Here is a 6232-nt window from a genome sequence, read left to right on the forward strand (position 1 = left end):
CCGGCGGGCGCGGCGTGGCAAGCAGGGCGCAACCCTGTTGATGCGCGTGCGTTGATTCACATCAATGCCGGTGCCGCATCCGGAGCCCAATGCTGCTGCGAAGGGAACGGGCATGCCGCGCGCCGCCAGCTTGATCAGTCGTGAAGTTCTGCCCTTTGCGTTGTCGTTGCTGGCGCTGGCGGCATTGCTGGTCGATGCGGTGCTGCACTATTTTGATCAGGTGAGGGCGGGTCGTGCCTGTACCGATCACGCTGGCCTTTGCCGAGCTGGCGACGGCGCATCTGGTGGCGACCGCACTGTTCTGGGATTGGCAGTGATGCCGAAGCCGGGAACCCTGTTCATCCTGGTCGTGCTGTTCGGCGTCCTGCTGCTGGCGATCTTTCGGCCGGAACCGATGCTGGCGCCCGGCCCGGTGAAGCCCGCCCATGCCGCCATCGCCGATGATTGCTTTGCCTGCCACCTGCCGTTCAAGGGCGCGGCGGCAGAACGCTGTATCACCTCCCACGCGCCGGCACGCATCGGCCTGTTCACTACCAGGGGCAAGCGGCTGGCCGGCGGCAAGGCAGCATTCCACCAGCAGCTCATCACCCCTGATTGCCTGGCCTACCACACCGATCATGCCGGCCCGGCGCGCACCGGCCACAGCCCGGTGCGCTTCCATCACGATCTGCTGAAACCCGCGGTGCGCGGCCAGTGCGCCACCTGCCACGTGGGCGGCAATACGCGGCGCTATACCTGCTATGGCTGCCACGAGCATCAGCCCGCCCGCGTGCTGGCCGAGCATCGCGAAGAAGGCGTGCGCGGCAATATCGACAACTGCGCCCGCTGTCACCGCAGCGCCGAAGGGGAACGCGAGGGCGAGGGGGACGACGAGTGAGGCGGTTGCACTGGCGCGCGCAAGCCGTCACAACCGACGCATGACAAATAAACCGATCCGCATTGGTGTGCTTGGGGCTGGCGGCCGCATGGGGCAGGTCATCATTGGTGCGCTGTCGGATTGGCCGGGCCTCACGCTGGCCGGGGCGGTGGAACGGGCCGGCCATGCCAGTTGCGGGCGCGCAGCGGGGCCGGGGCATCCCGAAACCCTCACCATCTGTTCCAATATCGGCGCCATCGCCCATAAATGCGACGTGCTGATCGATTTTTCGGTGCCGGCGGCGCTGGCGGTGAGCCTCGAGGCAGCGCAGGAGGGCCGGTGTGCGCTGCTGATCGGCACCACCGGGCTGGAAGCCGAGCATCATGCCGCCATCGATGCCGCCGCGCGCTACATTGCCGTGCTGCAGGCCGCCAACACCAGTCTGGGCGTCACGCTGCTGGCGCGCCTGGTCGAACAGGCGGCGCTGGCGCTGGGGCCGGATTGGGATATCGAGATCGCCGAGCTGCACCACCGGCTGAAGGTGGATGCGCCGTCGGGCACCGCGCTGGCGCTGGGGGAGGCGGCGGCCCATGGGCGCGGCGTTGATCTGGCCAGTCACAGCGATCGGGGCCGCGATGGCATCACCGGCGCGCGCGTGGAAGGCCACATCGGCTTTGCATCGCTGCGTGGTGGCAGCGCAGCTGGCGATCATATGGTGCTGCTTGCCAGCGAAGGCGAGCGCATCGAATTGTGGCACCGCGCCGAAAACCGCAGCATCTTCGCGCGCGGGGCCCTGCGGGGGGCGCAGTGGCTGGCCGGCCGCAAGCCCGGGCGCTACGTGATGGCCGACGTGCTCGGTATCTGATTGCGGTAACGTGCCAGCGCCTCGCGGATCAGCGCGCCGACTTCGCGGCGCTCCGGCGCTGATAGGAACTGCCCCACCCGCAACCGGCGCCCGCGCGCGCTGAGGAACAGCAGCGCATCGCCCAGCGGGGTTTCCTCGATATCGACCCTGGTAAAGAACGGCTCCAGCACTTCTTCCACTGCCTTGCCCCAGGGATCGATCCGGGTGAGGGTGAGGGCATCGTCGGCCAGCACCAGCCGCTCACGTGCGCCGCCTGATCGGTAATTGTTCCTGAACGCCCAGGCCAGCAGGGCGACATCGGCGATCATGAACGGAATCACCGGCCACAGCCCGAGGATCAGGAAGCGGATCGAGCCGATCAGGAATAGCCCACCAATCCCCAGGATCAGCATGCGCGCGTGATCACGCGGCAAGGAGCGATTCGGCGTGAGGGTGAGATCAAGCAGCACCCGGACTCCCTATTCGCTGCAGGCTTGCCCTGCCACCCGCTTTAGCGGAAGGGCGACATCATGACCAAGCTCTACCAACGCCTGATGACGGCGGCCGAGATCGACGAGTATTTTCGCATTCTGGCCGCCCAGCGCCCGGAGCCGGAGACTGAACTGGCGTATGGCAATGGCTATCAGCTGCTGGTCGCGGTCGTGCTTTCAGCCCAGGCCACTGATGTGGGGGTGAACAAGGCCACGCGCCGCCTGTTTGAAGCGGTGCACACGCCGCAGCAGATGCTCGATCTGGGCGAGGAGGGCCTGAAACAGCATATCCGCACCATCGGGCTGTTCAATGCCAAGGCCAAGAACGTCATCGCCCTGTCGCGCCTGCTGGTGGACGAATATGGCGGGGAGGTGCCGCCCAGCCGCGACCTGCTGGAAACCCTGCCCGGCGTAGGCCGCAAGACGGCGAACGTGGTGGTGAACGTGCTGTTTGGCGAGGAGACCTGCGCGGTGGACACCCATGTGTTCCGCCTTGCCAATCGCATCGGCCTGGCGCCGGGCAAGACGGTGCTGGCGGTGGAAAATGGGATCATGAAACGGGTTAAGGCGCCGTGGCGGCGCCATGCCCATCACTGGCTGATCCTGCATGGCCGTTATGTCTGTACGGCACGCAGCCCCAAGTGCCTCGATTGCCCGGTGGCGCATCTGTGCCAGTTCAAGGCGAAACAGGCGCTGGTGAAGTGAAGTTCAGGGCCGGTTCAGGACGCTGGCCGCAGCCTTGCCCGGTTGGAGGACGAATGATGCGCGCACTCATCCTGTTGTTGCTGCTGGTTGCGGCCCCCGCCTTGGCGCAAATCGAACCACCCGCTGCCCCACCGGAAACGCGCAATTGCCTGCAGCTGATGCAGATCCGCAGCAACACCGTGGTGGACGGACAAGCCATCGATTTCCGGCTGCGTGATGGCAGCGTGTGGCGCAACCGGCTGCCGCGCGCCTGCCCCACGCTCGGCTTCAACCAGGCCTTCAGCTACAGCACCAGTATCCCGCAGCTGTGCAATGTCGATATCATCCGCGTGATTGTGCAGGGCAACCCCGGCATCATCGGCGCGTCTTGCGGTCTCGGCAAATTCGAACGCCTGCCGCCCCGGCCGACAAAGGCAAAGGCCGGGGCCAAGGGCTGAATCAGGCTGGCGCACTCCGGCAACCGCTGCTAACAGCGCAGCGTCCGCACCCGTAGCTCAGCTGGATAGAGCGCTGCCCTCCGAAGGCAGAGGCCACAGGTTCGAATCCTGTCGGGTGCACCATAATTTCAATGAGTTGTAGCCATTAAGATTGGTGCGTCCCTAAATGATCCCTAAAACTGGGGTGGGTTCGCGGCCGATCTCGTTCCGCTTGCCTTCTAAAGCAATCCAGCAAGTTCGCGTATCAAGGCCTCAGCTTCCACAGATCGCGCTTTATGCTTAGAAGCATTGCCGTTGCATGACCCCTTCGCGTCATTTTTGATGCTAGCTAGCCCCTGCGAGCTCGTCGAGAACGATCAGAGCGCTTCCACCGCTGCGGCTTTTGACTGACGCTTCGCAAGCGCTATAGCGGCCTTCTTGACCATCGCCTTTGCCTCTTTGGGCAAGTCTCCATCCAAGGTGTCGCGCTTAAGCACGTCATTGGTCAGGATCATGCGAAGCTCCTCATCACTCACTTTCACAGTATCAAAGAGCCGGCGCACTTCCCGCCGCAACACTGCAACGACAGCATCAGACTGGAGCAACTCCGCAATGACGTAGCGGTTAACAATCTGGGCTTGGCGATGATACTCGGCCAAGGCGTCCGAAGAGATGTTCTCCCGGCAGAGCATAAAAATCTTGCCCAGATCATCCATCGAGCGGCTGGACAGCTTGGTCAGATCAAACGCGAAAACCTCCTGCCAATCGATAGGCTGACCGAATTTGATCCGGTAGATTTTCCACTCAATCGCGTTGGTCAGGATGACCCATTCAATCCCTTGGTGGGCGCCGTAGTTGACGGCCTGCCGCAGGTGATTCTCGTTAAGCAAGGTGCCTGCCGACTTCACCTCGGCAAGATAGTAAATCTTACCCTCCACCTTGACCGCTAGGTCACAATACGTGCCGCGGATCTGTTGCTCACTGGTCAGCTCATTATACTTGTCGTAGCCGAAAATCTCCGTGAGCATGTCCTTGATGACAGTGACGGTGTCGGCCTCGGATATGTCGCGCTCTCGAAGCTTTGCGACAATAGGCTGATACCTCTTCAGGCCTGCCACCAATCGATCCTGAGCCTTTTTGGGTATCCGGATAACTGACATCGTTCTCACCGTTCAAATGATAAGGGGAGTGTTCCCGCCAATTCTTGTAAGTGTCAACTGCGCTAAGCCCGGCAGCACCCGTGTTCTCATCTTGCTTATTCGGCAGGCCTAGCCTTGTGCGCAATCATTCCGGTATCGCAGCGGGAATACTGAACGCGAAATGGTGGTTCTGCGGCAGATGGGGCGCAATCGCCGCTCATAACTCTTCTGATAGCCAAAACAACGACCGTGACGTCCCCAGAGGCTCCATATCAGCCGAAGATCTACTGTATCAGTATCTCGTTGACGAACCAAAAGGCTGATTGAGTTTGGAACATAGGGCAATATAAATCACTGGAAGACAAAATTATTAATTTTCGAAGAAATATTTATCGAATATACGTCAATAAAGATTACAATAGATTGTTTCTGGATATCTTAAACACCTGCTTTGACCTGATCTGAGGATGATTCATGCGAGACACGAGCGGACAATTTCTGAAGGGACAGTCTGGCAATCCCGGAGGTCGCCCGCGCGTGGTGATGGCCGTCCGGGATCAGGCCCAGCAGCACGGCGAGGAAGCAATCTCGGTTCTGGCGTCAATCATGCGTGACTGCGAAGCGCCTCCATCTGCAAGGATAACAGCCGCATCTGAAATCTTGAACCGCGGCTACGGGCGGTCGGTTGATCAGAAAGCAATGGTCGTTATGTCCCAGCAGATTGATCGCACGCTTGTACCACGGGAGATGACTACCCGCGATATCATCGACGAGCTGGCCCGTCTAAGCAGCAATGGCGTCATCGACATTCCCGCACTTGGGAACATGAACGATTAGGGCCCAAACTCAATCAGCGGCATGATTCTACGTTGGCAAGCCGGTTCGGGGAGTGCTTAGTTGAGGAGGCTTTTGACATAACAGGATCGTTGTTCTGGCTGCCGGATACGTCATGGGTAGTGACCTTGACGTGCACCCCTGAACATTCCCACATGTGTGAGCATCTCGCGGATTGACGCTGCGGTCGGTTCTTGGCCGTTCCTGTTTTTATTTTTTGCTGGTGGTCGACAGTGCGGCCAAATCGGTACCTAGCAACTCAGCAGCCCGGGCAAACTTCTTGCCGGCTTCAAGCTTGCTAAAATCGGCGCATAGCTTTTCGCCGGTGGCGACCAGCTGGATTACCTTGGCGGCGTCTTCACCGCCCTTGGCAGCGGCCAAGGCGCGGAGCTGGGCCGGGGTGACTTTGCAGGTGAACGGCCCTATGGGGGTGTAGTCGACTGTTCGATAGTTGCCGGTTATGCGCCAGCGGACCGGCATGGTCTTCCGCTCTTGAACCGGCTGACCATTAAGCGTGGCAGGGTTGAACCGGAAACGACGCTGGATGATGGAGCAGGTCGCATCATCGAGCCGCTTGAAGCCACTAGATTGCACGATTTCGCACTGGCTCACTCGGCCATCTACGCCCACCACATAAGAAGCACGGGTTACGCCTTCCTCCTCGGCTCGACGGCTTGCGGATGGATAATCGTCATCCGAGAAGACATTCCCACGCCCGGCCGGTGTCGCATATACAATGGTGCCTGTCGGGGTAGGAGGAACGGCAACAGGAGCCGTCAAGCGCCAGTTCAATGACTGAGTCTTCCGCTCTTGAACCGGCTGACCATTAAGCGTGGCAGGGTTGAACCGGAAACGACGCTGGATGATGGAGCAGGTCGCATCATCGAGCCGCTTGAAGCCACTAGATTGCACGATTTCGCACTGGCTCACTCGGCCATCTACGCCCA

At 60.8% G+C, this 6232-nt stretch carries 8 protein-coding genes and 1 tRNA gene; 6 read left to right on the forward strand and 3 right to left on the reverse strand.

Annotated elements, in window-relative coordinates:
- Positions 1-112: 112 nt before the first annotated feature.
- Positions 113-877 carry a hypothetical protein gene (locus tag Q7O19_RS07005; RefSeq protein ID WP_303809495.1) on the forward strand — a complete coding sequence of 255 codons (765 nt, stop codon included), beginning with the start codon at positions 113-115 and terminating at the stop codon, positions 875-877.
- Positions 878-917: 40 nt separating this feature from the next.
- The gene (dapB, locus tag Q7O19_RS07010) at positions 918-1721 is read left to right on the forward strand and encodes a 4-hydroxy-tetrahydrodipicolinate reductase (protein WP_303809496.1); all 804 of its coding nucleotides are present in this window, start codon (positions 918-920) and stop codon (positions 1719-1721) included.
- Here the strand turns inward: dapB and Q7O19_RS07015 are convergent.
- Positions 1691-2170, reverse strand: a complete 480-nt coding sequence (locus tag Q7O19_RS07015; protein ID WP_303809498.1) for a DUF2244 domain-containing protein — start codon at positions 2168-2170, stop codon at positions 1691-1693. The genes dapB and Q7O19_RS07015 overlap by 31 nt on opposite strands.
- Positions 2171-2254: 84 nt before the next feature.
- On the opposite strand from Q7O19_RS07015, the gene nth reads away from it, so the two are divergent.
- The 3 genes from nth (at position 2255) to Q7O19_RS07030 (ending at position 3456) form a co-directional block, all read left to right on the forward strand.
- Positions 2255-2896 carry an endonuclease III gene (nth, locus tag Q7O19_RS07020; RefSeq protein WP_303809515.1) on the forward strand — a complete coding sequence of 214 codons (642 nt, stop codon included), beginning with the start codon at positions 2255-2257 and terminating at the stop codon, positions 2894-2896.
- A 53-nt stretch (positions 2897-2949) separates the two neighbouring features.
- A complete protein-coding gene (locus Q7O19_RS07025; RefSeq protein ID WP_303809500.1) occupies positions 2950-3333 on the forward strand; it encodes a hypothetical protein in 384 nt (127 codons plus the stop codon).
- Positions 3334-3379: 46 nt separating this feature from the next.
- Positions 3380-3456 (forward strand) — tRNA-Arg (locus Q7O19_RS07030).
- A 233-nt stretch (positions 3457-3689) separates the two neighbouring features.
- Here Q7O19_RS07030 and Q7O19_RS07035 read toward each other — a convergent pair.
- Positions 3690-4430 (reverse strand): type I restriction enzyme HsdR N-terminal domain-containing protein, encoded by a 741-nt coding sequence (locus Q7O19_RS07035; protein ID WP_303809501.1) that lies wholly within the window; start codon positions 4428-4430, stop codon positions 3690-3692.
- A gap of 495 nt (positions 4431-4925) precedes the next feature.
- Between Q7O19_RS07035 and Q7O19_RS07040 the strand changes: the two genes are divergently transcribed.
- On the forward strand, positions 4926-5288 hold the full coding sequence (locus Q7O19_RS07040) for a DUF5681 domain-containing protein (protein WP_303809503.1): 363 nt from the start codon (positions 4926-4928) through the stop codon (positions 5286-5288).
- Between the two features lie 207 nt (positions 5289-5495).
- On the opposite strand, the gene Q7O19_RS07045 is transcribed toward Q7O19_RS07040, so the two are convergent.
- A partial coding sequence (locus Q7O19_RS07045; RefSeq protein WP_303809505.1) for an energy transducer TonB occupies positions 5496-6232 on the reverse strand: 737 nt, incomplete at its 5' end.

The organism is Sandarakinorhabdus limnophila DSM 17366, from assembly GCF_945882885.1.
Classification (GTDB): Bacteria; Pseudomonadota; Alphaproteobacteria; order Sphingomonadales; family Sphingomonadaceae; genus Sandarakinorhabdus; species Sandarakinorhabdus limnophila_A.